The sequence below is a fragment of the Pantoea sp. YR525 genome, from assembly GCF_900116775.1.
In the GTDB taxonomy this organism is placed as follows: Bacteria; Pseudomonadota; Gammaproteobacteria; order Enterobacterales; family Enterobacteriaceae; genus Pantoea; species Pantoea symbiotica.
On the sequence record NZ_FPBU01000012.1, the window covers coordinates 94,879 to 118,788 of the forward strand.

The following is a 23,910-nucleotide window of genomic DNA, read 5'->3' on the forward strand; positions in this document are numbered from 1 at the left end:
CTGAAGGTGAAAGCATGAAAGCAGCGATTGTTTCCGCGGCAGGTGAACTGCCGGTTTACGGTGATTTCCCTGAACCGCAGGCTGATGAAAGCCATGTGGTGGTGACAGTAAAAGCCGCCGCCGTCAGCCAGTTGGCAAAAGCACGCGCCGCCGGTACGCATTACAGCGCGGCCGCGCACTATCCCTTTATTACCGGCATTGATGGTACCGGCACGCTGAGCAATGGCGATCCGGTTTACTTCCTCGCCTTTAATGCGCCGTGGGGCAGCATGGCGGAAAGAACCTTAGTGCCCGCCGCAAGCATCATTTCGTTGCCGGCCACACTGGATCCGGTGCTGGCCGCCGCGCTGGCGAATCCGGGTATGTCATCCTGGGCGGCACTAACCCGACGCGCTCAGCTGCGCGCCGGTGAAACCGTGCTGATCAATGGCGCAACTGGCACGTCGGGCGGTTTAGCAGTACGTATCGCGCAGCATCTGGGTGCAGGAAAAATCATCGCTACCGGCCGTAATCGCACCGCGCTGGAGCAACTGCGCGCGCAGGGCGCTGACCTCACTTTAACGCTGGATGAATTACCGGGCGCATTACCGGCATTGATGAAAGAAGGCATTGATGTAGTGCTGGATTATCTCTGGGGTCAGAGCGCGCTTGATATCATGCAGGCCGCCGTGGCAGGCGGTGAGAAAACGGTGCGCTTTGTGCAAATCGGTTCGTTGAGCGGACAGGAGATTACCCTGCACAGCAAACTGCTGCGCTCCTCCGGGCTGACATTAATGGGCAGCGGGCTCGGCAGCGTGTCGGATAAAGAGTTGATCGCCTGCATCGGAGAAATGCTAGCGGCCGCTGCCGAGAGCGATTTTTCCATCGCCTTCCAGATGCGCCCGCTGAGTGACGTCGCGCTGGCGTGGCAGGAAGATGACAGCCGCTGCCGCACGGTGTTTACGCTCTAGATCAACGGAAGTAAAAAGGGGCATTGCAAACGATTGCTTTCACAGCGCAACCGTTTAAAATCGCCCCTTTGTTGTAATTGAGAACGTCCACCATGTCCGTCAACACCGCTGAAACTCGCCAGCCTGCCAGCGCTGCAAGCCCGAAAAGTGAACTGATTTATCGCCTCGAAGACCGTCCACCGTTACCACAAACCTTGTTTGCTGCCTGTCAGCATTTGCTGGCGATGTTTGTCGCGGTGATTACGCCCGCGCTATTAATTTGCCAGGCGCTGGGTTTACCGGCGCAGGATACGCAGCACATCATCAGCATGTCGCTGTTTGCCTCGGGCGTGGCATCGATTCTGCAAATCAAAACCTGGGGACCGGTGGGTTCCGGACTGTTGTCGATCCAGGGCACCAGCTTTAACTTCGTCACGCCGCTGATCATGGGCGGAATGGCGCTGAAAAACGGTGGCGTCGATGTACCAACCATGATGGCGGCGCTGTTTGGCACGCTGATGGTGGCGTCTTGTACCGAAATGGTGCTTTCACGCGTGTTGCACCTGGCGCGCCGCATCATTACGCCGCTGGTTTCCGGCATTGTGGTGATGATTATTGGCCTGTCGCTGATTCAGGTCGGTTTGACCTCTATCGGCGGCGGCTTTGCTGCGATGAGCGATCACACGTTCGGTGCCCCGAAAAACTTATTGCTGGCGGCTTCGGTATTGGTGGTGATTATCCTGCTCAATCGTCAGCGTAATGCTTATCTGCGCGTGGCTTCGCTGGTAATCGCAATGGCGGTAGGTTATGCGCTGGCCTGGGCGCTGGACATGCTGCCCGCCACCAGCACGCCAGCCGATCAGCCGCTGATTGCCGTGCCATCGCCGCTCTATTACGGCCTGGGCTTTGACTGGAATCTGCTGATCCCGCTGATGTTAGTGTTTATGGTGACTTCGCTGGAAACCATTGGCGACATCACCGCGACCTCTGATGTTTCCGAACAGCCGGTGAGTGGTCCGCTATATATGAAGCGTCTGAAAGGCGGCGTGTTGGCAAACGGGCTTAACTCCTTTGTCTCGGCTCTGTTTAATACCTTCCCGAACTCCTGTTTTGGCCAAAACAATGGCGTGATTCAGCTTACCGGCGTTGCCAGCCGCTATGTGGGGTTTGTCGTGGCGCTGATGCTGATCGTGCTTGGCCTGTTCCCGGCTGTAAGCGGTTTTGTGCAGCACATTCCAGAACCTGTGTTGGGCGGCGCGACCATTGTGATGTTCGGTACCATCGCTGCATCTGGCGTGCGCATTGTTTCACGCGAGCCGCTGAATCGTCGTGCCATCATGATTATCGCGCTGTCGCTGGCGGTAGGTTTGGGCGTTTCTCAGCAGCCGCTGATTCTGCAATTTGCCCCGGACTGGCTGAAAACCCTGCTTTCATCTGGTATTGCGGCCGGTGGTATTACCGCCATCGTGCTGAACCTGATCTTCCCGCAAGAAAAGTAATCCAGACGGCAGGCTTCGGCCTGCCTGATATTTATCCGCATTTACATCCAGGCTGTTGAGCTGTAACGGTAATTCAGGCATAACAACCACTCACCGGATAAATATCGGGATGGATGAGTGCGATGAAATTTTTAGGCAAGTTTTTCCTTACCTTACTGCTGCTAATTCTGCTGGCGCTGGTAGTGCTGTATGTGTTGCTGCAAACACAATGGGGCGCAGGTTGGTTTAGCCGCTGGGTAAGCGATAAAACCGCCTGGCATCTCTCTCTCAGCAAGATTGAGCACGACTTCTCCTCCCCTTCGCACATCATTCTCGATGACTTCAGCTTTGGCCATGATGGCCAGCCCGCCGTGTTGGTGGCGAAACGCGTTGATCTCGGACTTGCGCTGGTTCAGTTCAGCGATCCGCTGCACTTCAACAGCATCGAAATACGCGACGGTGAAATCAATCTGGCTAATCAAGCGCCCGATACCACGCTGCCCATTCAGGCCAATCGCCTGCAGCTGAATAATGTGCGTATTGAGAATCCGCATAGCGCTTTGCCGATGACCGCTCAGCGCGTCAACGGCGGTCTTCTGCCGTGGAAACCGCTGCCTAACGACGTGCTGGGCAGCGACGCGCAGTTCCAGATCAGCGCCGGCACTCTGACGCTGGATGGCGTGCCGGGCAACAACGTGTTGCTGCAGGGCAGCATTAAGCAACGTCGTCTGGTGCTGAGCAATATCGGCGCCGATCTGGCGCGTGGTTCGATGACCGGCAACGCCGAGCGCGATGCGCAGGGTAACTGGAAGATCGACCAACTGCGCCTCAACGATATCCGCCTGCAAACCCATCAAAGCCTGAGCGACTTCCTCAATCCGCTGCGCGATGTGCCTTCAGTCAGCATCAACCGTCTGGATATGACCGATGCGCGCCTGCAAGGACCGGATTGGGCGGTGACCGATCTTGATTTAACCCTGAAAAATGTCACCCTGCGCGGCGATGACTGGGAAAGCGATGGCGGTTCACTCTCCATGAACGCCGGGAATTTTATTAACGGTGGCTTTGAGCTCAACGATCCTATCGTCAATGCCGACCTTTCGCCGCAAGGCATAGCGCTGACACAGTTCAGTTCGCGTTGGGTGAATGGCGTGGTGCGCGCCAGCGGCAACTGGACGCGCAGCGATAAACGTCTGACGCTGGATGAACTGGCCGTCGCCGGGCTGGAATATACCTTGCCGCAAAACTGGCGTGAACGCTGGCAGCAAACCTTACCGGATTGGCTGGATAGCGTGCTGATAACGCGCGCCACCGCTAACCGTAATCTGATTATTGATATCAATCCAGCGTTCCCGTTCCAGATGACGTCACTGGATGGCAGTGCAGATAACCTGCTGCTGGCGCGTCAACATCAATGGGGAATCTGGGCCGGTAAAGCGAGCTTCAACGCGGCTGAAGCCACCTTCAATCGTACCGATCTGCGTCATCCATCCATTGCGCTGAATGCCAATGACCAGCAGATTCAGGTAACGGAGTTGAGCGCCTTTAACGGCAGCGGTTTACTGGAAGGTTCAGCAACGGTTGGGCAGGATGCGCAACGTCCGCTGACGCTGAATCTGAAAGGCCAGGCTGTGCCGGCAAACGTGCTGGGAAATTGGGGTTGGCCAACGCTGCAGTTGGGCGGGAACAGTAATTTGCAGCTGCAGGTGAAAGGTTCGTTGAACGCCAGCGCGCCACTGCGCCCAAGCGTGGATGGTACGTTGTCGGTGACTACCGATGCGCAGTCATTGCAACAGACGATGCGGGGCGGGCAGGTTCAGTAAGGGTTCAGTGAGTTTAAATAACAAGGTCGCCATGAATGGCGACCCTACATGCTAGTTGATACGGGCGCCGGAACCGCCCTCTTCCAGCGCCCCGTCCGAATCGGCGGGCAGCACGATATACACGCCTTCGAATACCGCGCCCAGCTCATCATCACCAAACAGCTCCACTTCCATTTGCACGCGCGCTTTGCGGCCACGTGCCAAACGGTCAAGATCGCCGCTCAGCGAGCCGAGATCGGCAATCGCGCCCGGACGGCCGCTAATCGGTTTGCTGTAGCGAATATGCGCATCCGCCAGAATAATAGTGCCGCCGAGATGACGCTCGCGCAGCAATAGCCAAATCAAACCCCAGCCGGTTAGCGTGGCGAGCGAGAACAAGCTGCCCGCAAATAAGGTGTGATGAGGATTTTGGTTGCCCGCTTCAGGCATGGTGGTAACGAATTTCTGCCCGGTATATTGCAGAATGCGCACGCCCATTTTTTCACTCAGCGGGATGTGTTCGTACCAGGCCTGTTGCAGCTGCCCGCACCAGTCGGCGCGATGCAGAATATCGTCGAGCGTCACGACTGGTTTGATCATCAGGAAGTGACGCACCGGCGTGGTTTGCGGCGCAGTGATTTCACCCTGATTGACGTAGCCAAGTTTGGCAAAGAATTCGACGGCGTCTTCACGCGCGCTACAGGTGACGCGTTTCGCCCCTTCCTGACGCGCAACCGATTCCAGCGTCATCGCCACCAGCGTGCCAAGACCTTTGCCCTGCACGGAAGGGTGCACGGCGAGGAAGCGAATCGCCGCTTCGTTCTCGGCGTTGATGTAAAGACGGCCGATCGCCACTGGTTTGCCCTGCTCATCCACCACCATTTGATGATGTGCCAGCGCATCCCAGGCATCACGCTCAGAACCCTGCGGCTGACGCAGCGGCTTTCGTAACATTTCCCAGCGGAACTGGTAATACATATCCAGCTCTTCCGCCGTTTGCGGTACGCGAAGATGATACATAAAGTGATTCTCTCGTTCGGAGCTTGCGTGGCTAAGTCCTTGCCGCTCGGCTGAAAACCTCACACCTGTAACCAGAAGGTCACCGGACCATCGTTTACTAACGAAACCTGCATGTTGGCGGCGAAGCGCCCGTTTGCGGTGGTCACGCCCTGTGCTCGGCAGCAATCGCTAAAGTATTCATAGAGGCGCTCGGCTTCCGCCGGTTCTGCGCCGCCAGAGAAAGAGGGACGCATCCCTTTATTGGTATCCGCGGCGAGGGTGAATTGCGACACCACCAGCACGCTGCCACCCGCCTGCTGCACATTGAGATTCATTTTGTCATTCTCATCCGCAAAGATGCGGTAGCCCAACACGCGCTCGGTTAGACGCTGCGCTTTTTGTTCGTCGTCACCCTTTTCCACACCCAATAACACCAATAACCCATTGCCAATTTCGCCCACTGTCACGTCGTCAACGCTAACACTGGCGCGGCTGACGCGCTGAATCAAAGCAATCATGTTTCCTCACGTTCTTTTTCGCGTTCCTGCTGTTTTAGCTGGCGATAGTCATCCAGCGTGACGGTGATTTCCGCGCCTAACAACACAATACACCACGACCAATAGACCCAAAGAAACAGAATTGGGATGACCGCCAGAACGCCGTAAATTAACTGATACGAAGGGAACATCGTAACATAGAGCGCAAAGCCTTTTTTGCCCAGCTCGAACAGCAATCCGGCAACGATGGCGCCGATCAGTGCATCGCGCGTGGGCACGCGCCGCGTCGGCACAATGCTATACAGCAGCCAGAAAGCGAGGATGGAGAGGCACAGCGGGAAAATACGGAGCAGCTGATCAACCAGACTGGTTACGCCTGTCACACTCAACCAGCGCAGCGACAACAGATAGGAGCTGAGCGCTAAGCTTGCGCCGGCCAGCAGTGGCCCGAGCGTTAAGATCATCCAGTAAACGGCAAACGAATAGACCATCGGACGCGGCTTATCGCTGCGCCAGATGGCGTTCAATGCGCTATCCACGGAATGCATCAGAAGCAGCGCGGTGACGATCAACCCCACAATACCGATCGCCGTCATCTTATTGACGTTAGCGACGAACTGGTCGAGATAACGCTGAATCACGTCGCCCGTTGCCGGGATGAAGTTGGTAAAGATGAAGTTCTTCAACTGCACGCTGATATCCGAGAACATCGGAAAAGCAGCAAACAGTGCGAACACCACGGCAATCAGCGGCACCAATGCCAGCAATGAAACGTAGGCGAGATTACCCGCCTGCGTCGTCATGTTGTCATCGTCAATGCGTCGCCACAGCAGTTTTACCCACAAATAAAAGGCATGCGCCGAGTGGCGCAGATGTCGTTGGTTCAGCACTCAGAGACGACCCGCAAACCAGTCCGGCACGGTTTTATCATCAACCACCAGCACGCTTTCAATGCCAAGCGCGCGCGCAGCGTCGATATTGGCCTGGTTATCATCGAAAAACACCGCCTGATTGGCCTGATAACCTTCGTGCTGCAGCACATAGTTATAGATGCGCGCTTCCGGCTTACGCATGCCAATATCCTGCGACATATAAAGATGATCGGCCGCCTGTTGAACATCGGGATATTGGGTTGGCCAGAACTCAAAGTGCAGCTGATTGGTATTCGACAGGATCACTACGCGCTCGCCGTTGGCACGCAGTTTGTTCATGATCGCCAGCGTTTCCGGACGCACGCCGACAAAGACCGCCTGCCAGCCAGCGGTGAATTGCGGATAGCTCAGCGCGATATCCAGCTGGTCGCAGATACGTGCAGCAAATTCAGGATCGCTGATTTCGCCGCGTTCGTGTTGCTCAAAAGCCTCATCCATGCGGAAACGACTTTGCAGCGTGGATAACGGCACGCGCCCCAAATCGCTCCAGACGCCGAGCACACGATTGAAATCGATATCAACAATCACATTGCCTAAATCAAAGATGTACAGCATGACGCCTCTCCTTTTCGTTCCCTGGATCATTCACTTTAGCGGCAAAAGTGGGAGCTGAACAGGGACGAAAGGCGGGAAATCAGTAATCTGGAAGCGGAGCCAAACTTCATTAAGCGAGCGTTGCAGCGGGTTGCAGCCATAAAAAAGCCCCGCAAGTGCGGGGCTCAATATCAGACTGTTTCGCTTACTCTTTGCTGCCGCGAGAAGAACGCTTACGATCGTTCTCGGTCAGGTGACGTTTACGAATACGGACTGACAACGGAGTCACTTCTACCAGTTCGTCATCATCGATGAACTCGATAGCCTGTTCCAGCGTCATTTTCTGCGGTGGAACCAGAGTGGTGGCTTCGTCAGTACCTGACGCACGCATGTTGGTCAGTTTCTTACCGGTCAGGCAGTTTACTGTCAGGTCGTTAGAACGGCTGTGAATACCGATGATCTGGCCTTCATATACTTCCGCACCGTGACCCAGGAACAGCTTACCGCGATCCTGCAGACCGAACAGGGCGAACGCGACCGCTTTACCCTGACCGTTTGAGATCAGCACGCCGTTCTGACGCTGGCCCACTTCGCCTGGACGAACGTCGTCGTAGTGGCTGAAGGTGGAGTACAGCAGACCGGTACCTGAAGTCATGGTCATGAATTCGTTACGGAAGCCGATCAGACCACGGCTTGGGATCATGTAGTCAAGACGTACACGGCCTTTGCCATCTGGATCCATGTTTTTCAGGTCGCCTTTACGCTCACCCATCGCTTGCATCACAGAACCCTGATGGGTTTCTTCGATGTCGAGGGTCACGTTTTCGAATGGCTCCTGCTTGCGGCCTTCGTGCTCACGGAAGATTACTTTCGGACGGGATACCGCCAGCTCGAAACCTTCACGACGCATGTTCTCGATCAGAACCGACAAGTGCAGCTCACCACGACCAGAAACGCGGAACGCATCCGAATCTTCGGTTTCTTCAACGCGAAGTGCCACGTTGTGTACCAGCTCTTTGTTCAAACGCTCCAGAATCTGGCGCGAAGTCACGAACTTACCTTCTTTACCGCAGAACGGTGAGGTGTTCACGTTGAAGAACATGGTTACAGTTGGTTCGTCGACGCTCAGGGCTGGCAACGCTTCCACATTCTGCGTGTCGCAGATGGTGTCAGAGATGTTCAGCTCGCCCAGACCGGTGATCGCGATGATGTCGCCCGCTTCCGCCAGGGTGCTTTCGATACGCTCCAGACCAAGGTGGCCCAACACTTTACCGACTTTACCGTTACGGGTTTTGCCTTCGCTATCAATGATAGTGACTTGCTGGTTCGGCTTCACGGTACCGCGCTTGATGCGGCCGATGCCGATCACGCCCAGATAGTTGTTGTAGTCCAGCTGCGAGATTTGCATCTGCAGTGGCGCTTCAACTTCAACCTGAGGTGGAGAAACGTGGTCAACGATCGCCTGATACAGCGGGGTCATGTCGTCAGCCATGTCGGTGTGTTCCAGACCCGCGATACCATTCAACGCCGAAGCGAAGATGATCGGGAAGTCCAGCTGCTCGTCAGTCGCATCCAGGTTAACGAACAGGTCAAATACCTGATCAACAACCCAATCAGGACGCGCGCCCGGACGGTCAACTTTGTTGATAACCACAATCGGCTTCAAACCATGAGCAAATGCTTTCTTGGTTACGAAGCGGGTTTGCGGCATAGGGCCATCCATCGCATCTACAACCAGCAGCACCGAATCCACCATGGACATGACGCGCTCCACTTCACCACCGAAGTCGGCGTGTCCTGGGGTATCAACGATGTTGATACGGTAGTCATTCCATTTGATGGCGGTGTTTTTTGCGAGGATGGTAATCCCACGCTCTTTCTCCAAATCGTTGGAGTCCATTACGCGCTCAGTCGCTTCGGTACGAGCATCAAAAGTACCGGACTGTTGGAGCAGCTTGTCAACCAGGGTGGTCTTACCATGGTCAACGTGCGCGATGATGGCGATGTTACGCAAATTTTCGATCACAGCTTTGCCTCAGGCATTATAGAAATAACGCGGTATTGTACACGGATTAAGCGGAAGACTGAACATGATCACAGATTTCGCCGAAAGTTTCTCGTAGCGCTGGTTTTTAGCACCGTTTACGGTGCATTAATCTGCACTGCGATGGCAATTTGCACCAAATTAGTGCTTAACTTGACCTGAGGTGCACCATTACGATGCATGCAATCCATCCTGGTGCAGCCTTCGACTCACGAAAGGGCGCATTGTAGCGCCATTTTCGCCATTGTCATAAAGTTGGCACAGAATTCGCTTTATATATTTTAAGCGAAAACGACAGTTATAAAACGGTTGATAGAGCTTGCCGAGATCTTTGGTTAGGAATGGTCAGCAGTCGTGACACATTCCCGGCAACGAAGTTCTCTCACCATGACGATAATGACCATTTCCAGGAGAGTTGAGTATGTCCGCTGAACACGTTCTCTCGATGATGAACGAGCATGAAGTTAAGTTTGTTGACCTGCGTTTTACCGATACCAAAGGTAAAGAACAGCACGTTACTATCCCTGCTCACCAGGTTAACGCTGACTTCTTCGAAGAAGGCAAAATGTTCGATGGCTCCTCCATCGGTGGCTGGAAAGGCATTAACGAATCAGACATGGTGCTGATGCCGGATGCAACCACTGCAGTAATGGATCCGTTCTTCGAAGACTCGACCCTGATCATCCGTTGCGACATCCTTGAGCCAGGCACACTGCAGGGCTACGACCGTGACCCACGCTCCATTGCTAAGCGTGCAGAAGAGTTCCTGCGTTCTTCAGGCATCGCGGATACCGTGCTGTTTGGACCAGAGCCAGAGTTCTTCCTGTTCGATGACATCCGTTTCGGTTCTTCTACTTCAGGTTCACACGTTGCTATCGACGATATCGAAGCAGCATGGAACACCGGTAAAGAGTACGAAGGCGGTAACAAAGGTCACCGTCCAGGTCTGAAAGGCGGTTACTTCCCAGTGCCACCGGTTGACTCAGCACAGGACATCCGTTCTGCCATGTGTCTGACCATGGAGCAGATGGGTCTGGTGGTTGAAGCACATCACCACGAAGTAGCCACTGCTGGTCAGAACGAAGTGGCGACCCGCTTCAACACCATGACCAAAAAAGCTGACGAAATTCAGATCTACAAATACGTGGTGCACAACGTTGCTCACGCGTACGGCAAAACTGCAACCTTCATGCCTAAGCCAATGTTCGGCGATAACGGTTCAGGTATGCACTGCCACATGTCTCTGTCAAAAGGCGGCGTGAACCTGTTCTCTGGCGACAAGTACGGCGGCCTGTCCGAAACTGCTCTGTTCTACATCGGCGGTATCATCAAGCACGCTAAAGCGATCAACGCCCTGGCGAACCCAACCACCAACTCATACAAGCGTCTGGTCCCAGGCTACGAAGCACCCGTTATGCTGGCTTACTCTGCCCGTAACCGTTCTGCTTCTATCCGTATTCCAGTGGTTGCTAGCCCGAAAGCACGTCGTATCGAAGCACGCTTCCCGGATCCAGCGGCTAACCCATACCTGGCATTCACCGCGCTGCTGATGGCCGGTCTTGATGGTGTTATCAACAAGATCCACCCTGGCGATGCGATGGACAAAAACCTGTATGACCTGCCTCCGGAAGAAGAAGCTGAGATTCCAAAAGTTGCAGGTTCTCTGGAAGAAGCACTGAACGCACTGAACGAAGACCGCGAGTTCCTGACTCGTGGCGGCGTGTTCACTGATGACGCTATCGATGCATACATCGAACTGCGTAAGCCAGACGTTGACCGCGTGCGTATGACTCCGCACCCAGTTGAGTTCGAACTGTACTACAGCGTTTAATTTAAAAATTTCAGCTCACTGTTCACGCTCTCTTTTAAAACGTGAACAGCCTGAAAGATTTTTATATTGCCGTGGAAACTTTAGCCCATCTCCGGATGGGCTTTTTTCTCCGCGCATTCATGGTTCGAAGCACAGATTTCCGTCCTGAAAGGCTATAATGCACTAAATTAGTGCAGAGGAACGCTGTATGGCAACTGGCACGCTGCCCGACGCGGGGCAGATTCTCAACTCCCTGATCAACAGTATTTTGCTGGTCGATAACGATTTAGTTATCCATTACGCCAATCCGGCGGCTCAGCAATTACTGGCGCAAAGCTCACGTAAATTGTTCGGCACGCCATTACCGGAATTAACCGGCTATTTTTCGCTGAATATTGAGGTGATGAGCGAGAGTCTCGGAGCTGGCCAGGGCTTTACCGATAGCGAAGTCACGTTGGTGGTCGATGGTCGCGCGCACATTATGTCGCTCACGGCACAGCGCTTACCGGATGGCTTTATTCTGCTGGAAATGGCGCCGATGGATAATCAACGTCGTCTCAGCCAGGAACAAATTCAGCATGCTCAGCAGGTCGCTGCCCGCGATTTAGTGCGCGGTCTGGCGCATGAAATCAAAAACCCGCTGGGAGGATTACGTGGCGCCGCGCAGTTGCTGACTCGCGCGTTACCCGATCCTTCCCTGCATGAATATACGCGCATCATTATTGAGCAAGCCGACCGCCTGCGTAATCTGGTTGATCGTCTGCTCGGCCCGCAACAGCCGGGCTTGCACGTGACGCAAAGCATTCATCAGGTCGCCGAGCGCGTGGTGAATCTGGTGTCGATGGAGTTGCCGGATAACGTCTCGCTGGTGCGTGATTACGATCCAAGCCTGCCAGAATTGCCGCACGATCCCGACCAGATTGAACAAGTGCTGTTGAATGTGGTGCGTAACGCCCTGCAAGCTTTAGGCGATGAAGGCGGCACCATTGTGATTCGCACGCGTACTGCCTTCCAGCTCACGCTGCACGGCACGCGTTACCGTTTAGTTGCACGTATTGATATTGAAGATGATGGCCCAGGGATTCCGGCCCAGCTACAAGACACCCTGTTCTATCCGATGGTTAGCGGACGCGAAGGCGGCACCGGTTTAGGTCTGTCCATCGCCCGTAGCCTGATCGATCAGCATTCAGGGAAAATAGAATTTAACAGTTGGCCAGGACACACCGAATTCTCGGTTTACCTGCCTATTCGCCAGTGAGGTTTCTATGCAACGAGGGATAGTCTGGATCGTCGATGACGATAGCTCCATCCGCTGGGTGCTTGAAAGGGCACTCACTGGAGCCGGTTTGAGCTGTGCAACCTTTGACAGCGCTAACGAGGTATTGGACGCGCTCGCAAGCAAAACCCCAGACGTATTATTGTCAGACATTCGTATGCCTGGCATGGATGGACTTGCGCTGCTGAAACAGATTAAGCAGCGCCATCCGATGCTGCCGGTCATCATTATGACCGCGCACTCCGATCTGGATGCCGCCGTCAGCGCTTATCAGCAAGGTGCGTTTGATTACCTGCCAAAGCCGTTTGATATTGATGAAGCGGTCGCGCTGGTTGAGCGTGCGATTAGCCATTATCAGGAACAGCAGCAGCCGCGTAATCAGCCCGTCAGCGGCCCAACCACCGACATTATCGGCGAAGCGCCGGCCATGCAGGATGTGTTCCGCATCATTGGTCGTCTTTCACGCTCCTCAATTAGCGTGCTGATCAACGGTGAATCCGGTACAGGTAAAGAGTTGGTGGCACATGCGCTGCATCGTCATAGTCCGCGTGCGAAGTCCCCTTTTATCGCGCTGAACATGGCGGCGATACCCAAAGATTTGATTGAATCAGAGCTGTTTGGTCACGAGAAAGGCGCATTTACCGGTGCTAACCAGATTCGTCAGGGACGTTTTGAGCAAGCCGATGGCGGCACGCTGTTCCTCGATGAAATTGGTGACATGCCGCTTGATGTGCAAACCCGCTTATTGCGCGTTTTGGCCGATGGCCAGTTTTATCGCGTTGGCGGCTATGCGCCGGTGAAAGTGGATGTGCGTATCATCGCGGCAACCCACCAAAATCTTGAGCTGCGCGTGCAGGAAGGCAAATTCCGTGAAGACTTGTTCCATCGTCTTAACGTGATTCGCGTTCATCTGCCGCCGCTGCGTGAACGCCGCGAAGATATTCCGCGCCTGGCGCGTTACTTCCTGCAGGTCGCTGCGCGTGAGTTAGGCGTGGAAGCGAAGATTCTGCATCCGGAAACCGAAACCGCGCTGACGCGTCTGCATTGGTCCGGTAACGTGCGCCAGCTGGAAAATACCTGTCGCTGGTTGACGGTGATGGCAGCTGGCCAGGAAGTGTTGATTCAGGATCTGCCGCCTGAACTGTTTGAATCCAGCACGCCAGACAATCCGGTACAGTCGTTGCCGGACAGCTGGGCCACGCTGCTGGCGCAGTGGGCAGATCGCGCCTTGCGTTCCGGTCATCAAAACCTGTTGTCGGAAGCACAGCCGGAGATGGAGCGCACGCTGCTCACCACCGCGCTGCGTCACACGCAAGGGCACAAACAGGAAGCGGCACGCTTGCTCGGCTGGGGACGTAATACCTTGACGCGTAAGCTGAAAGAGCTGGGAATGGAATAACGCGCACGTTGTGCGTGTTGATACTGGGGAGCGAATGGGCTCCCCTTTTTTATATCACTCGCGAGAACTGCTGCATGCGCATCTTTTGGCGCATATACACATCGAAGCACATACAGATGTTTCGAATCAGCAAACGGCCAACGCCAGTAACGTGCAGGCTGCGACCGCGCTGTTCCACTAATCCATCCGCCACCAGCGGCGCTAACAGCGCTAAATCCTCGGAAAAATAACGTTCAAAATCAATCGGGTATTGCGCTTCTATCGCAGCAAAATCCAGTGCGAAATTGCAGATTAAGGCTTTAATCACATCGCGGCGCAAACAATCATCGTCACTCAACGTGAGCCCGCGCCACAGCGCATTGCCGCGCTGCTCAACATCTGCGTAATAGGCTTTCAACTCTTTGTGATTTTGCGCATAGCTGTCGCCCAGCATACTGATGGCCGACACGCCCAAACCGAGCAGATCGGTTTCGCCCTGCGTGGTGTAGCCCTGAAAATTACGATGCAGTTCGCCGGCGCGTTGTGCCACCGCCAGTTCATCATCCGGACGCGCGAAGTGATCCATGCCGATAAACTGGTAACCTTCTCCGGTTAAGGTGGCGATGGTTTCCTGCAAGATTTGCAGTTTCTGTGCGGCGCCTGGCAGCTCGTCATCTTTAATCTTACGCTGCGCAGCGAATAGCGTAGGCATGTGCGCATAGTTGAAGACGCTGAGGCGATCGGGATTGAGTGCATTAACGCGCTGTAAAGTGAAGGCGAAGCTTTCCGGCGTTTGCAGCGGCAAGCCATAAATCAGATCGAGACTAACCGAACGGAAGCCCCGCTCACGCGCACGCTGCACCAGCGCAAAGATGGTTTCTTCGTCCTGCACGCGATTCACGCGTTCCTGCACCGCTTTATTAAAGTCCTGCACGCCCATGCTCAGACGATTGAAACCTTCCGCGCGCAGATGATCGATCATCTCCAGTTCGATTTCACGCGGATCAACCTCGATCGACATTTCAACATCATCGGCAATGGTAAAATGATCGCGTAGCAGCGCCACCAGCCGGCTCACCTGCTGCTGGTTGAGGAATGTCGGCGTACCGCCGCCCCAGTGCAGCTGAGTGACGCAGCGCCCCGCAAACAAGGGCGCACGCTGGCGGATTTCCTGCTCCAGCACATCGAGGTAGCGATCGGCTTTATGCAGCTGGCGCGTCACGATTTTATTGCAGCCACAGAAGTAGCAAAGACGATGGCAAAACGGAATATGCACATACAGCGATAACGGACGATCGGGATAGCGCTGCACGGCGTGCTGAAAATCTGCCTCGCCAAAGTTCTCACTGAACTCAAGCGCGGTGGGATAAGAGGTATAGCGCGGGCCAGCGTAATTGTATTTTTCGATGAGGTGCTGATCCCAATCAATCTGCTGCGATGACATGCTCACTCCTTACGGTGACGTCGTCTGAGAGAGGGTCGCGTAGCAGAAGAGTGGACGAAGCGATGGGCTGAACGCCGACGTAAACGCGACTTCAGACGCGACAGGCGGCGTAGTTTAAACAATAACCAGAGCAGATAACATGTCAGTAGCAGCGCGAAAATTGATCCAGGCCAAAACATAGGTGAATACCTGTTTAGCGCGGCATGCGCGAAAACGCATGCCGATCAAGATTGGCCTTAATTGCCTTTGAGCAGGCGCATCATATCTTCTTCCGCCTGCTCATCTTCCGCTTCGTCATCCAACGCGATGCCCAGCGTTTCCATTAGCTCGTCAATGCGGTCTAAGGTTTGATCCAGCCAGGCCTGATCCTCGCCACTCAGGGTTTCACCGTTTTCCAGGCGATCCAGCAGCGTATCCAAACGTTCGTCATTTTCCAGCTTCGCCAGCTCTTCTTGCGGCGTCAGGCGAACTTTTTCCGCTTTTGGCTTTGGTTTCGCTTCAGGCTTTTTCGCCGGCTGGGTTTTACCATCAGCGACTAATGCGATCGGCGTTTTACTTCCCAGGCGTGGATCCTGAGCTTTTTTACCCTGACCTTTGCCAGCGGTTTGCGTTTCCGGATTGGCACGGCTGCCAGATTTATGGCCGCTATGCTTTTTATCGCGTTTGCGATCGCGCGCTTCCTGATTAAGGTCTTCACGCGATTTGCGTTTGGCTTTCGCAGCAGGTTTGCCACGCGGGGCTGATGCAGGTTGCTTCATGGTGTCCGGTCTCGGCGGTGCTTTGTGAGTTCAGTATAGAATTGCGGCGAAATCTAGCAGAAAGTAAGCAAAGAAAAAAGGCGATAGCCTATGCTATCGCCTTTTATCGCACCTTCATACGAAGGAAACACTGAATAAATCCTTTACGGCTCACAACGTCCCGGTTGCTCCATCGCCACATCGCTCCTGCGATTATTCCCTGTCCTTGTCCGATTCCTGCCTGAATCGCTTCCCGCCATGCTCTTGGTCATCCCCGACACTCCTGAGCTCATCATCCTGATGGGTGCTGCCGTGCACTGATAACAAATGTAGACTAATAGGTAAAATGAACAAGTGAGACTTGTCTCTATTTTAGAGTGGCATTTCCTACAAACATCTCAAACCATTGAAATTAAATGCATAAAATGATTGTTAATATTCCATGAAGCGGTAATCACTGGCAGTAAAAATCATAGATCTCTTACAAAATGACGCGTTTAGACGCTATCGGGCACTTTTGCGCCATTACAGGTATAATCAGCCCAATTGCCCGATTCATTTTGCTGGAGTTTCACTTTGTCTGCTTTGAACTATCACATGACCCATTTCATGCTCAGCGCCCCGGATATTCGCCATTTACCGGCGGATGTGGGTATTGAAGTTGCTTTTGCCGGGCGCTCGAATGCAGGCAAATCCAGCGCGCTGAACACCATCACCAACCAAAAGGGTCTGGCACGTACCAGTAAAACGCCAGGTCGTACTCAGCTGATCAACCTGTTTGAAGTGGTTGAAGGTAAATGTCTGGTCGATTTACCCGGTTATGGCTATGCCCAGGTTCCGGAAGAGATGAAGCGCAAATGGCAAAAGTCTCTGGCGGAATATTTACAGAAACGCCAGGCATTGAAAGGCTTGGTGGTATTGATGGATATTCGCCATCCGCTGAAAGACCTCGATCAGAACATGATTGAATGGGCTGTACAGAGCCAGATTCCCGTGCTGGTCTTGCTGACCAAAGCCGACAAGCTGGCATCAGGCGCGCGTAAAGCACAACTGACGATGGTACGCGAAGCATCGCTGGCCTTTAACGGTGATGTGCAGGTAGAAATGTTCTCGTCATTGAAGAAGATGGGCGTTGATATTGTGCGTAAGAAGCTGGACAGCTGGTTTAGCGAACTGGAGCCTGCGCAAGAAGGCGACGGCGAAGAAACAGCAGAGTAATTTTGTTGCGGCTTTTGCGAAAAAGCCCAATAAAAAACGCCCCAGTCATAAATGACTGGGGCGGCTAAATATTCAGCCAAATCCGATTACGTGAAGTAAAAGGTCTGAAAGATAGAACATCTTACCTCTGTACCCTACGCGACAAACTCTACCTGATTTTCCGCGCCCTACAAAGGGTTTTTTGTTGTTAAGTTTCAGGATTTGACATCTTTTTTACTAAGCTCATCACACTTTCACGTGTGCGATGTAGTTTAATTACTAAAAAAATGCTTAGCCGATAAGCAGTTACAAAACGCGCATTTAATAGACCGCTTTGTGGAGTTGCTGAACCGATTAAGTAAACTTTTTTCTTATGATGATGTCAGCGACACGCAAGTGCCGCTGAATGCGCGTAATCAGTGCGCCTCATCCCAGTTATCGCCGGTTCCGACTTCAACCTGCAATGGCACATCCAGCTTCATGCTGTTCTCCATCAGGTCACGAATGGTCTTAATTGAGCTATCTACTGCGTCGCTGCGGATCTCAAACACCAGTTCATCGTGTACCTGCATAATCATGCGCACAGCATCGTCTTTTTGCTCTAACAGCCAGCCATCCACCGCAATCATCGCGCGTTTGATGATGTCTGCCGCCGTGCCTTGCATTGGGGCGTTGATCGCCGCACGCTCCGCCGCTTTACGGCGAATGGCATTGCTGGAGGTGATATCAGGTAGCCACAAGCGACGACCATCAAGCGTTTCTACATAGCCTTTCTCTGCCGCCTTCGCGCGCGTCTCTTCCATATAACGCAACACGCCCGGATAACGTTCAAAGTAGAGATCCATATACTTCTTCGCCTCACCCGCGCCGATATTCAGCTGGCGGGAGAGACCAAATGCGCTCATTCCGTAGATCAGGCCAAAGTTGATCGCCTTAGCACTGCGGCGCTGCTCACCAGAAACTTTGCTCAACGCCACACCAAACACCTCTGACGCGGTGGCGCGGTGGATATCTTCGCCCTGGGCAAACGCATCCAGCAGGCCTTTGTCTTGCGACAGATGCGCCATGATGCGCAGTTCAATCTGTGAGTAGTCCGCAGCAACAATACGATTGCCCGACCCGGCGATAAACGCCTGGCGAATTCGGCGCCCTTCTTCATTGCGCACCGGGATATTCTGCAGATTAGGATCGGTTGACGAGAGTCGTCCTGTCGCGGTTACCGCCTGATGATAGGAAGTATGCACGCGGCCGGTAACCGGATTGATCATCAGTGGCAGCTTATCGGTGTAAGTTGATTTCAACTTCGATAAACCACGATGTTCAAGAATCACTTTCGGCAGTGGATAATCGAGCGCCAGCTCAGCCAACACCTCTTCGCTGGTCGACGGTGCGCCACCCGGCGTTTTCTTGGTTGGCTTGATTCCCTGCTTTTCAAACAGAATGGTTTGCAGCTGTTTAGGTGACGAGAGATTGAACGGTTCGCCCGCCAGCTCGTGCGCTTTCAGCTCCAGCTCTGCCACCCGCGTGGTCAGCTCCTGCGAGTGTTTCGCCAGGATATTCTGGTCAATCAGCACACCGTTGCGCTCAATACGCGATATCACCTTCAACAACGGCATTTCGATCTCTTCAAATACCTGTTTCGGCCCCGCTTCTGGCTCCAGCTTCTCCCACATTTTCAGATGCAATTGCAGCGTGACATCGGCATCTTCCGCCGCATAGTGGCCGGCTTGCTCGATAGCAATTTGGTTAAAAGTGAGCTGGCTTTTGCCTTTGCCCGCGATCTCTTCGAAAGTCACCGTTTTATGGTTCAGCCAGCGCGCGGCGAGGCTATCCATATCGTGTTTTCCACCCACGCTGTTCAGGCAATAGGATTCCAGCATGGTGTCGAATTTGATGCCGTTCAGTTCAATGTCGTAGTTCTTCAGCACGCCGCGATCGTATTTGAGATTCTGGCCAACCTTCGCCGCTTTGCCATCTTCCAGCAGCGGTTTTAGCTGCTTCATTACTTCGCTACGATCCAGCTGATCTGGCGCATCCAGATAATCGTGGGCGACCGGCAGATAAGCCGCTTCACCCGGCGCGACGGCAAACCCAATACCGACAATATTGGCGCTTAAGGTATCCAACGAGTCGGTCTCAAGATCGAAAGCGAAGAGCTCGGCGCTTTTCAGCTTTTTCAGCCATTCAGCAAATGTCGCTTCATCGAGGATAGTGACGTAGCCATCCGCAGAGAGCACGCTGGTCGCTTCGGCAGCGGGCGCAGCAGGTTCGCTGAGCTGCGCTTTCTTAGTCTGCGCGTTGCTCTTTTTACCTTGTTGCAGCCATGAGCCATCCTGCAAATCGGTGATCCAGCGCTTAAATTCATAGCGGCTAAACAAGGTTTGCAGTGCTTCTACATTGGGTTCATTGACGACAAGCTGATCGCACGTCAGATCCAACTCAACGTCGGTTTTGATGGTTGCCAGCTGATAAGACAGGAAAGCGACATCGCGATTTTGCTCCAGCTTCGCCGCCATGGTTTTCGCGCCGCGGAACGAGAGATCGGCCACTTTATCGAGATTGTCATAGATTGACTGCATACCGCCCAAGCCTTGCAGCAGCGCCTGTGCGGTTTTCTCACCAACGCCCGGCACGCCCGGAATGTTGTCCGAGCTGTCGCCCATCATGGCAAGGAAATCGATAATCAACGCTGGTGGCACGCCATATTTCTGCTCGACCTCTTCCGGACCAAGCACGGTATTGGTCATGGTGTTGATCAAGGTGATCGCAGGCGTCACCAACTGCGCCATATCTTTATCGCCGGTGCTGATCAACACCGGGCGCCCGAGTTTTTCCGCCTCTAGCGCCAGCGTACCGATGACATCATCCGCCTCAACGCCAGAGACCGCCAACAGCGGCAGGCCCATCGCTTTGACCATTTCATGTAGCGGCTCAATCTGCGCTCGCAGATCGTCTGGCATCGGCGGACGGTGCGATTTGTAGTGCTCAAAGAGCTCATCGCGGAAAGTTTTGCCTTTCGCATCGAAGACCACAGCCACATGGCTTGGCTGATACTGCATCAACAGGCTTTTCAGCATGTTGAGCACACCATACATGGCGCCAGTTGGCTCGCCTGCACTGTTCGTTAGCGGCGGAAAGGCATGATATGCACGGTACAGATAAGATGAGCCGTCGACCAGAATCAGGGGATTTTCTGCAATTTGCGCCATAGGTTCGTATTTTCTTCGTTGCGATAATGAGGGCTATAAGGATGCCACAACCGGAGGAGAATGTTGAATGCACTCGGGGAAGTCAGGATCTTTTTCGTCGTTACGCGGCACGGATCGCAAGGATCAATCTGTGGATAAGTTTGTGCGTAAAAATCATAACGTATTGTTATTTACGTTAATTGTAATCACTTTAATATTAAAAATTAAATTATATCAGTTAGTTAAATACTTACTGTGACCTTATCCGTCCTAATGAAAAGACGATCGTCCATGTGGATATTAAGCGGAGGGTTAATAAATACATCGTATAAGCAACATGAAAAAGGCAATAAAAAACGCCGGCAGTGCCGGCGTTCTTAAAACTAAATTACTTCTTTTCTACCAGGAACTTCACTACGTTGGCGTAATCAGCAACGAAGTTGTCCATTGAGCTGGTATCCAGGCCACCGTTGTTAACCATATATTTGCCGTTAACAAAGATTGCTGGCACACCTTGCAGATTGACGTCTGCTGCCGCTTTCTGCTGCTGGGCAACCAGCGCTTTTACTGCGAAGCTGTTCCACGCTGCATCGTAATCCTCTGAAGAGATACCCGCCGCTTTAATAAAGGTCTCTTTCAGGCTTGCTGCATCGGTCACGGTTTGGGTTTTCTGAATACCGTCGAAAATCGGTGCAGTAACTTTGCTTTCTACGCCCAGCGCCATGGCAACAGCCCATGCCTGAGTGACAACCGGACCGAATTGACCGCCAAGGAAATCAACGTGGTATTTGGTCACTTTCGTGTCCGCCGGCAGGTTCTTTTTCACTGCATCGCTCACGTGATAAACGCGTTCGAACTGGTAGCAATGTGGGCAGAAGAAGGAGAAGAACTCCAGAACCTGCGGCTCACCCGCTACTGGCTTTGGCAAAGTAACGAACTGCTTACCATCGTTGAACTGTGCCGCTGAGGCGCCAAATGCCAGCATTAAACCTACCAGCGCAAACATGATCTTTTTCATCGTGAAACAATCTCCTGAGTACTTCATTAATATTGCGGGCTAAGCTGCAACGGCGGTTCGTGTAGCAGCCTTTCCTGCTCGATAAATAATGCAATCTGCCGGCGCCAAAAATCCTCATCTGTCATCCAGGGGAAGGCGCGCGGAAAAGCGGGATCCTGCCAGCGGCGTACCACCCAGGCCAAATAATAAACCATGCGCATAGCGCGTAAAGGTTCAATCAGTGACAATTCATGTAAATCAAAATCACCGAATTCATTATAGGCTTCCAGCAAAATGTCCCATTGAATCAACTGTTCCTGACGATCGCCATTGACCAGCATCCACAAATCCTGCACTGCTGGCCCGTTACGGGCATCATCAAGATCGACAAACATCGGGCCTTCACGCCACAGAATATTGCCGGGATGGCAATCGCCATGCAACCTTAACGGCTGCCACTGGCTATGCCAGCGCTGCTGCAGCGTTGCGCTGAGCTTATCAACGGCAGCAAGCAGTAAGTCTTTGAGCGAAGCCGGTACTAACGCGCTTTGCTCCAGCTCCCGACGCGGTTGAAACACATACTCTTCAAGGCCGATAGTTGGTCGCTGCTGAAATAGGCTTTGCTTTGCGGTTTGATGGATGCGACCCAGAAAGCGGCCAACCCATTCCATCTGATCCTCGTTATCGGTTTCATATTGCCGTCCACCTAAACTGGGAAAGACCGCGTACATGAAGCCGGCATGATGATTCAGCGTACTGCCCTGCAGAACGAGCGGCGCGGCGACCGGCACTTCATCCTCTAATAAATCCTGAGTGAACTGATGCTCTTCGAGGACCTGTTGCGCGCTCCAGCGCTGCGGACGATAAAACTTAGCCACATAGCGGCGTTTATCATCATCGCTGAACTGATAGACGCGGTTTTCATAGCTATTGAGGGCGGTTAAGCCTGATTCGACACGCAGACCCGCATCCCAAAGTGCATCAAGGATGACATCGGGATTCAGCGTCTGGAAATTAAAGGCGGCTTCGCTCATCATTTGGCCTGTGTGTTACCTTTGCGATTAATGCGCAAGGATAACATTACTCATCATCCTTAATCACACCGCGTGCACGTAATAGCGCGGTTTTGAAGTCCACTTCATAATCCTTTTTCAGGCCGGGAATGGCACTCTGGCTATCTGTGTCACGCATTTTGAGATGGTAAATCAATACATCATCGGTTAATTCACTTAATGGGCCACTGAAACCAGATTCCTGCGCCAGTTTTTGCAAAAATGCCAGCAAGTTGAGATCGGGATCCTTTTGCCATGCGGGTTGCAGGAGCTCGAGCAGTTCATTGAGTCGGTGATATTTCATCATTGATTCCTTTATGCAGATGGTACGCTGCCGCTCAGTAAGTATCGTCCAGAATGAAGCAAGGAGACGAAGATGACAGCATTTACTGGCGTGATCCTCGCGGGTGGTCAAGGCAGCCGTATGGGAGGCCAGGATAAAGGGTTGTTGATGTTACAGGTCGAACCACTTTATCAGCACGTTTTGCGGCGATTCCGGCCGCAGGTCAATATTGTGTTGATAAGCGCTAACCGTAACATTGATCGCTATCAGGCAAGTGGTTGTCAGGTTGTTACCGATTCATTGCCCGATTATCCCGGACCGCTGGCCGGCATGCTTAGTGGTTTACGCAACAGTGAAACCGAATGGGTCGCTTTCTGCGCTTGCGATACGCCATGGATCCCCAATGATTTCGTCGCGCGTCTATGGCAGCAGCGTAATGATGCGCCCGCAGTGTGGGTGAAGTCTTCCCTGCGTGATCATCCAGCCTTAGCGCTGGTCAATCGTGCGCTCGCTGATGATCTTGAAGCCTGGCTACTGCGCGGCGAGAGACGCTTAATGCAGTTTTTACATGAGCATGGCGGGCATGCCGTTGCGTTTTCGGATCCAGAATCTGCGTTCCGCAATATCAATACGCCAGACGACCTCGTCAATGAGGAAAAGTGTTTATGAGCGTGCGTTTACTGGCGGTTTCCGCGTGGAGCGGGACCGGAAAAACGACCTTGCTCGAGCAAGTTATCCCGCTGCTCAAAGCTCGGGGGATTCGCTCAGGCTTAATTAAGCACACACATCATCAGATGGATATCGATACGCCGGGGAAAGACAGCTATTTGCTGCGCAAAGCTGGGGCGGACCAAGTGATTGTCGCCAGTAATCAACGCTGGGCGTTAATGGTTGAAACACTCGATAAACCGTTAAATCTGATGCAATTAGCTTCGCAGATGGATAGCTCGACGTTAGATCTGGTGCTGGTAGAGGGTTTTAAAGATGAGTCGGTCCCCAAAATTGCACTTTGGCGGCGTGGCGTTAAAGGTGAGATTGAGGATTTGCTGGATCAGTATGTGATTGCAGTCGCTACTGATGAAGATATAGAACTGAATTTGCCGGTATTGGATATTAATCAACCAATGCAGGTTGCTGATTTTATTGCTCTGTGGCTGAAGAAGCATTGAAATAGTGGATTTTTTACTAATATTCAGACGTAAAAAAGCCCCGAACTTTCGTTCGGGGCTTTTTTACTTATTTGATGCCTGGCAGTTCCCTACTCTCGCATGGGGAGACCCCACACTACCATCGGCGCTACGGCGTTTCACTTCTGAGTTCGGCATGGGGTCAG

The 23,910-nt window shown here is 53.2% G+C and carries 20 protein-coding genes and 1 rRNA gene; 9 read left to right on the forward strand and 12 right to left on the reverse strand.

Going from position 1 to position 23,910, the window contains the following annotated elements:
- The first annotated feature begins 14 nt into the window (after positions 1-14).
- The 3 genes from BM323_RS21565 to BM323_RS21575 all read left to right on the forward strand — a co-directional run bounded on the left by BM323_RS21565 (position 15) and on the right by BM323_RS21575 (position 4,230).
- The gene (locus BM323_RS21565) at positions 15-950 is read left to right on the forward strand and encodes a quinone oxidoreductase family protein (RefSeq protein WP_008109778.1); all 936 of its coding nucleotides are present in this window, start codon (positions 15-17) and stop codon (positions 948-950) included.
- 92 nt (positions 951-1,042) lie between these two features.
- Positions 1,043-2,428: a nucleobase:cation symporter-2 family protein gene (locus BM323_RS21570; protein WP_008109781.1), complete on the forward strand. Its 1,386-nt coding sequence runs from the start codon at positions 1,043-1,045 to the stop codon at positions 2,426-2,428.
- A 122-nt stretch (positions 2,429-2,550) separates the two neighbouring features.
- Positions 2,551-4,230: an AsmA family protein gene (locus BM323_RS21575; protein WP_008109785.1), complete on the forward strand. Its 1,680-nt coding sequence runs from the start codon at positions 2,551-2,553 to the stop codon at positions 4,228-4,230.
- 51 nt (positions 4,231-4,281) lie between these two features.
- On the opposite strand, the gene fabY is transcribed toward BM323_RS21575, so the two are convergent.
- The 5 genes from fabY to typA form a co-directional block, all read right to left on the reverse strand.
- Positions 4,282-5,229, reverse strand: a complete 948-nt coding sequence (gene fabY, locus BM323_RS21580) for a fatty acid biosynthesis protein FabY (protein ID WP_008109787.1) — start codon at positions 5,227-5,229, stop codon at positions 4,282-4,284.
- Between the two features lie 59 nt (positions 5,230-5,288).
- Entirely contained in the window at positions 5,289-5,726 is a 438-nt protein-coding gene (gene dtd, locus BM323_RS21585) for a D-aminoacyl-tRNA deacylase (protein ID WP_008109788.1), read from the reverse strand.
- Positions 5,723-6,592, reverse strand: a complete 870-nt coding sequence (locus BM323_RS21590; protein WP_154183215.1) for a virulence factor BrkB family protein — start codon at positions 6,590-6,592, stop codon at positions 5,723-5,725. The genes dtd and BM323_RS21590 overlap by 4 nt, the downstream gene beginning before the upstream one ends.
- 3 nt (positions 6,593-6,595) lie before the next feature.
- Positions 6,596-7,192 (reverse strand): glucose-1-phosphatase, encoded by a 597-nt coding sequence (gene yihX, locus BM323_RS21595; protein ID WP_008109792.1) that lies wholly within the window; start codon positions 7,190-7,192, stop codon positions 6,596-6,598.
- Positions 7,193-7,376: 184 nt separating this feature from the next.
- Positions 7,377-9,197, reverse strand: a complete 1,821-nt coding sequence (gene typA, locus BM323_RS21600) for a ribosome-dependent GTPase TypA (RefSeq protein ID WP_008109794.1) — start codon at positions 9,195-9,197, stop codon at positions 7,377-7,379.
- A gap of 439 nt (positions 9,198-9,636) precedes the next feature.
- Between typA and glnA the strand changes: the two genes are divergently transcribed.
- From glnA to glnG, 3 genes are all read left to right on the forward strand, one after another.
- Entirely contained in the window at positions 9,637-11,046 is a 1,410-nt protein-coding gene (glnA, locus tag BM323_RS21605) for a glutamate--ammonia ligase (protein WP_008109796.1), read from the forward strand.
- Positions 11,047-11,233: 187 nt separating this feature from the next.
- Positions 11,234-12,283 carry a nitrogen regulation protein NR(II) gene (gene glnL, locus BM323_RS21610; protein WP_008109798.1) on the forward strand — a complete coding sequence of 350 codons (1,050 nt, stop codon included), beginning with the start codon at positions 11,234-11,236 and terminating at the stop codon, positions 12,281-12,283.
- A gap of 7 nt (positions 12,284-12,290) precedes the next feature.
- Positions 12,291-13,700, forward strand: coding sequence for a nitrogen regulation protein NR(I) (gene glnG / locus BM323_RS21615; protein WP_008109800.1), 1,410 nt, complete (start codon positions 12,291-12,293; stop codon positions 13,698-13,700).
- 49 nt (positions 13,701-13,749) lie between these two features.
- Here the strand turns inward: glnG and hemN are convergent, their stop codons facing one another.
- A complete protein-coding gene (gene hemN / locus BM323_RS21620; RefSeq protein ID WP_008109802.1) occupies positions 13,750-15,123 on the reverse strand; it encodes an oxygen-independent coproporphyrinogen III oxidase in 1,374 nt (457 codons plus the stop codon).
- Positions 15,124-15,359: 236 nt separating this feature from the next.
- The gene (gene yihI, locus BM323_RS21625; RefSeq protein ID WP_008109804.1) at positions 15,360-15,881 is read right to left on the reverse strand and encodes a Der GTPase-activating protein YihI; all 522 of its coding nucleotides are present in this window, start codon (positions 15,879-15,881) and stop codon (positions 15,360-15,362) included.
- 555 nt (positions 15,882-16,436) lie between these two features.
- Here yihI and yihA point away from each other — a divergent pair.
- A complete protein-coding gene (gene yihA / locus BM323_RS21630) occupies positions 16,437-17,078 on the forward strand; it encodes a ribosome biogenesis GTP-binding protein YihA/YsxC (RefSeq protein WP_008109805.1) in 642 nt (213 codons plus the stop codon).
- A 395-nt stretch (positions 17,079-17,473) separates the two neighbouring features.
- Here the strand turns inward: yihA and polA are convergent, their stop codons facing one another.
- From polA to BM323_RS21650, 4 genes are all read right to left on the reverse strand, one after another.
- A complete protein-coding gene (gene polA, locus BM323_RS21635) occupies positions 17,474-20,266 on the reverse strand; it encodes a DNA polymerase I (RefSeq protein ID WP_008109806.1) in 2,793 nt (930 codons plus the stop codon).
- Positions 20,267-20,633: 367 nt separating this feature from the next.
- Positions 20,634-21,263, reverse strand: a complete 630-nt coding sequence (gene dsbA, locus BM323_RS21640) for a thiol:disulfide interchange protein DsbA (RefSeq protein WP_008109808.1) — start codon at positions 21,261-21,263, stop codon at positions 20,634-20,636.
- A 26-nt stretch (positions 21,264-21,289) separates the two neighbouring features.
- Positions 21,290-22,276 (reverse strand): serine/threonine protein kinase, encoded by a 987-nt coding sequence (locus tag BM323_RS21645; RefSeq protein WP_008109809.1) that lies wholly within the window; start codon positions 22,274-22,276, stop codon positions 21,290-21,292.
- 46 nt (positions 22,277-22,322) lie between these two features.
- The gene (locus BM323_RS21650) at positions 22,323-22,598 is read right to left on the reverse strand and encodes a YihD family protein (RefSeq protein ID WP_008109810.1); all 276 of its coding nucleotides are present in this window, start codon (positions 22,596-22,598) and stop codon (positions 22,323-22,325) included.
- Positions 22,599-22,670: 72 nt separating this feature from the next.
- On the opposite strand from BM323_RS21650, the gene mobA reads away from it, so the two are divergent.
- Together mobA and mobB are read left to right on the forward strand one after the other, a co-directional pair.
- Positions 22,671-23,246, forward strand: coding sequence for a molybdenum cofactor guanylyltransferase MobA (gene mobA, locus BM323_RS21655; protein ID WP_008109811.1), 576 nt, complete (start codon positions 22,671-22,673; stop codon positions 23,244-23,246).
- Positions 23,243-23,746, forward strand: coding sequence for a molybdopterin-guanine dinucleotide biosynthesis protein MobB (gene mobB, locus BM323_RS21660; protein WP_008109813.1), 504 nt, complete (start codon positions 23,243-23,245; stop codon positions 23,744-23,746). The genes mobA and mobB overlap by 4 nt, the downstream gene beginning before the upstream one ends.
- A 76-nt stretch (positions 23,747-23,822) precedes the next feature.
- Here the strand turns inward: mobB and rrf are convergent.
- Positions 23,823-23,910: ribosomal RNA gene (gene rrf / locus BM323_RS21665) — 5S ribosomal RNA — on the reverse strand; the annotation flags it as partial.

Coding starts and splice junctions, on each gene's coding strand:
- BM323_RS21565 (WP_008109778.1), top strand. CDS start 15: ATGAAAGCAGCGATTGTTTCCGCGGCAGGTGAACTGCCGGTTTACGGT.
- BM323_RS21570 (WP_008109781.1), top strand. CDS start 1,043: ATGTCCGTCAACACCGCTGAAACTCGCCAGCCTGCCAGCGCTGCAAGC.
- BM323_RS21575 (WP_008109785.1), top strand. CDS start 2,551: ATGAAATTTTTAGGCAAGTTTTTCCTTACCTTACTGCTGCTAATTCTG.
- fabY (WP_008109787.1), bottom strand. CDS start 5,229: ATGTATCATCTTCGCGTACCGCAAACGGCGGAAGAGCTGGATATGTAT.
- dtd (WP_008109788.1), bottom strand. CDS start 5,726: ATGATTGCTTTGATTCAGCGCGTCAGCCGCGCCAGTGTTAGCGTTGAC.
- yihX (WP_008109792.1), bottom strand. CDS start 7,192: ATGCTGTACATCTTTGATTTAGGCAATGTGATTGTTGATATCGATTTC.
- glnA (WP_008109796.1), top strand. CDS start 9,637: ATGTCCGCTGAACACGTTCTCTCGATGATGAACGAGCATGAAGTTAAG.
- glnL (WP_008109798.1), top strand. CDS start 11,234: ATGGCAACTGGCACGCTGCCCGACGCGGGGCAGATTCTCAACTCCCTG.
- glnG (WP_008109800.1), top strand. CDS start 12,291: ATGCAACGAGGGATAGTCTGGATCGTCGATGACGATAGCTCCATCCGC.
- hemN (WP_008109802.1), bottom strand. CDS start 15,123: ATGTCATCGCAGCAGATTGATTGGGATCAGCACCTCATCGAAAAATAC.
- yihI (WP_008109804.1), bottom strand. CDS start 15,881: ATGAAGCAACCTGCATCAGCCCCGCGTGGCAAACCTGCTGCGAAAGCC.
- polA (WP_008109806.1), bottom strand. CDS start 20,266: ATGGCGCAAATTGCAGAAAATCCCCTGATTCTGGTCGACGGCTCATCT.
- dsbA (WP_008109808.1), bottom strand. CDS start 21,263: ATGAAAAAGATCATGTTTGCGCTGGTAGGTTTAATGCTGGCATTTGGC.
- BM323_RS21645 (WP_008109809.1), bottom strand. CDS start 22,276: ATGAGCGAAGCCGCCTTTAATTTCCAGACGCTGAATCCCGATGTCATC.
- BM323_RS21650 (WP_008109810.1), bottom strand. CDS start 22,598: ATGAAATATCACCGACTCAATGAACTGCTCGAGCTCCTGCAACCCGCA.
- mobA (WP_008109811.1), top strand. CDS start 22,671: ATGACAGCATTTACTGGCGTGATCCTCGCGGGTGGTCAAGGCAGCCGT.
- mobB (WP_008109813.1), top strand. CDS start 23,243: ATGAGCGTGCGTTTACTGGCGGTTTCCGCGTGGAGCGGGACCGGAAAA.